The organism is Devosia sp., from assembly GCF_041917035.1.
Taxonomy (GTDB): Bacteria; Pseudomonadota; Alphaproteobacteria; order Rhizobiales; family Devosiaceae; genus Devosia_A.
On sequence record NZ_JAYRYM010000333.1, the window covers coordinates 1 to 3378 of the forward strand.

Sequence of the window (3378 nt, forward strand, 5' to 3'; positions counted from 1 at the left end):
CGGTCGGGACGCCCGTCGACTTGGGCGGCAGGTCATTGTCGATCGGCCGGTAGGGCGTCTTGCCGTCCATCAGCCCGCGAATCTCGTCGCCGGTCAGCGTCTCGTACTCGATCAGCGCCTTGGCGATGGTGTGGAGGTCATCGATGTTCTCGCGGATCACCTTCTGCGCCGTCTGGTAGCCTTCCTCGACGAAGCGCTTCACTTCCTCGTCGACGATCTTCTGCGTGTCGTTCGACATGTGCACCTGGCGCGATACCATCGAGCGACCGAGGAACACCTCGTCCTGGTTGTCGCCGTAGAGCAGCGGCCCGAGCTTGTCGGACATGCCCCATTCCGTCGCCATGGCGCGGGCAAGGCCCGTCGCCATCTTGATGTCGGCCGAGGCGCCGGAGGTCACCTTGTCGTACCCGAAGATTTCTTCCTCGGCGACCCGGCCACCCATGGCGACGGCGAGGTCGGCATAGGCCTTGCGCCGCGTCAGCGACACCTGATCGCGTTCCGGCAGGCGCATCACCATGCCCAGCGCACGGCCGCGCGGGATGATCGTCGCCTTGTGGATGGGGTCGGAGGCGTCCATCTTGATGGCCAGCAGCGCGTGCCCGGCCTCGTGATAGGCGGTGAGCTTCTTGTCCTCTTCGGTCAGGCTGAGCGTGCGCCGTTCGGCACCCATCATCAGCTTGTCCTTGGCATCCTCGAATTCGCTCATCGTCACGAAGCGCTTGTTGCGGCGCGCCGCCAGCAGGGCCCCTTCATTGACGAGGTTCATCAGGTCCGCACCGGAGAACCCCGGCGTGCCGCGCGCCAGCACCTTGAGATCGACGTCGGGCGCCAGCGGCACCTTGCGCACATGCACCTTGAGGATCTTTTCGCGGCCCTGCACGTCCGGGTTCGGCACCACCACCTGCCGATCGAAGCGGCCGGGACGCAGCAGCGCCGGGTCGAGCACGTCGGGGCGGTTGGTGGCGGCGATCAGGATGATGCCTTCATTGGCCTCGAAGCCGTCCATCTCGACCAGCAGCTGGTTCAGCGTCTGCTCGCGCTCGTCATTGCCGCCGCCGAGGCCCGCGCCACGATGCCGGCCGACCGCGTCGATTTCGTCGATGAAGATGATGCACGGCGCGTTCTTCTTGGCCTGCTCGAACATGTCGCGCACGCGGCTCGCGCCGACGCCGACGAACATCTCGACGAAGTCGGAGCCGGAAATGGTGAAGAACGGCACATTGGCTTCGCCTGCGACGGCGCGCGCGATCAGCGTCTTGCCGGTGCCGGGCGGGCCGACCAGCAGCACGCCGCGCGGGATCTTGCCGCCCAGCCGCTGGAACTTGCCCGGGTCGCGCAGGAACTCGACGATCTCCTCGAGGTCCTGCTTGGCCTCGTCGACGCCGGCGACATCCTCGAACGTGATCTTGCCCTGCGCCTCGGTCAGCAGCTTGGCGCGCGACTTGCCAAAGCCCATGGCACCTCCGCGCCCCCCGCCCTGCATCTGCCGGATGAAGAAGAACCACACGCCGATGATGACGAGGAAAGGCAGCCAGGAACTGAGCAGCACACCCCAGAACGGGCTCGACTCCGGCGCGCGGGCGGTGATCTGCACCCCCCGGTTCTCGAGGCGGCTGACGATGTCCGCACCCTGGGGAATCACCGTCTCGAACTTGCTGCCGTCGCTCAGCACGCCGGAGATGACGTCATTGGTGATCGTCACCGACCGGACGCTGCCCGCATCCACGTCCGTCACGAATTGGCTGTAGCTCTTGTCGGCGACCGCAATCGAGCGGGTCGATGTCTGAAAGACCTGGAACAGGCCCATCAGCATGAACAGGATCACCAGCCAGATGGCGAAGTTGCGGAAATTGACGTTCATCAAACCTGTCCTGAAGACCAGCCCGGCCGGGCTGCGAGATTGGCCGAATGTAGGCCTCGGTCCGGGGCCTTACAAGTGTTGCGCACGTAGCCACTGGTGCGGCGGAATGGCCGCGGAGTCGAGAGAGTGTGCGTCACCTCGGTTAATTCCGTGTCACGACGACGTTACCGGCACCACTACGGCGGCGGGCCCCCTCGCGGTTCACCGTGATCTCTGTCCCGTCGCTGCCGACGAGGCACCCGTGCAGGCTCGCTCGCCTCAGCACGGTCGGCAGCATCAACTTGTCGTGCAGTGTCTCGATCGCCCCCAGCGCATGCGGCTTGCGCTGCCCCCCGACCTCCGCCAGCACCCGCGCCAGCAGCCGCACCGCCACCGGACGGTCGAGCCGCGCGAAGCCGGCGTGCTCGATGCGGCAGGCGTGCGGCCCCGCCGCACGCACCAGGCCCTGACGCGCGGCATCGGCCTGCCGTTCGATCATGGCATCCGCCTCGCCCATGCGTCGGGCAAATCGCGACAGCCGCTCGGCGTCGAGCCCCTGCGCCGCCAGCAGCGGCAGCATCCGGCGCCAGCGCACGCGTTCATAGTCGTCGTCGAGATTGCTCGGGTCGCTGACCGGTGTCAGTCCGGCCGCCGTGACGATCTGCCCGAGCCGGTCGGGCGCGACGCCGAGCAGCGGGCGGAACAGGTCGCATCCCTCGACCGTGGCGAACCGGTCCATGCCGCGCAGCCCCTCGATGCCGCTGCCATGCGCGAGCCGCATCAGAACCGTTTCCGCCTGGTCTCCGAGGTGATGCGCCGTCACCAGCACGTCGGCCCCGTCCGCCGCCATGGCGTCCCGCATCAGCCGGTAGCGCGCCTGCCGGGCGGCCGCCTGGATGCCGCTCGTCGGCCTGGGCCCCTCCCAGCGCAGGCCACGGGCCGGGAGTTGCTGATGCCGCGCCGTCTCGAGCACGAATCGCACCTCATCGGCCGCCTCGGCACGCAGGCCATGGTCCACCGAATAGACAAACAGCGGCGGAGTGGAGCTTTGCCGCCGCCACGCCGCCGCGAGCAGCAGCAGGGCAAGGCTGTCGGGCCCGCCCGAGACGGCGAGGCCCACGCCGCGGCGCCCCGCCACGGGCGCGAACAGCGCGACCGGATCGGCCGTCAGGTCACCGGGCACTTTGCCTTCTGCACTTCCTCGGCCAGCCGTTGCTGGAAGGCCGGTGCCAGGTTCGGATAGCGCTGCTTGAGCGTGTAGAAGGTGCGGCAGGCCACATCGACCTGCTCCGCGCCCACCAGCGCCACGCCGAGCTTCAGCATGATGTCCGGCGCCCGCTTGCTCTCCTTGTGCCTGGTATAGCCGTCGGCCAGGACCTGTGCCGCCTCCGTGTAGGCGCCGCGCTGGATTAGCGCCTCGCCCAGCCAGTTGATGGCGTCGGGCACCCGCGCATCGTCCGGGTAGAGCGCCACGAACTGGGTGAACTGCTCCTCGGCAAAGGCGTAGTCGCCGCGCGTCATGGCATCGTAGCCGGCAT

3 protein-coding genes are annotated in these 3378 nt (G+C 68.0%); all 3 read right to left on the minus strand.

Annotated elements, in window-relative coordinates; translation table 11 throughout:
- On the minus strand, positions 1–1861 hold a 1861-nt coding region (gene ftsH / locus ACE3TU_RS20485), incomplete at its 3' end, for an ATP-dependent zinc metalloprotease FtsH (RefSeq protein ID WP_374627617.1).
- A gap of 142 nt (positions 1862–2003) precedes the next feature.
- Positions 2004–3023 carry a tRNA lysidine(34) synthetase TilS gene (tilS, locus tag ACE3TU_RS20490; RefSeq protein ID WP_374627619.1) on the minus strand — a complete coding sequence of 340 codons (1020 nt, stop codon included), beginning with the start codon at positions 3021–3023 and terminating at the stop codon, positions 2004–2006.
- On the minus strand, positions 3008–3378 hold a 371-nt coding region (ybgF, locus tag ACE3TU_RS20495; RefSeq protein ID WP_374627621.1), incomplete at its 5' end, for a tol-pal system protein YbgF. The genes tilS and ybgF, both read right to left, overlap by 16 nt.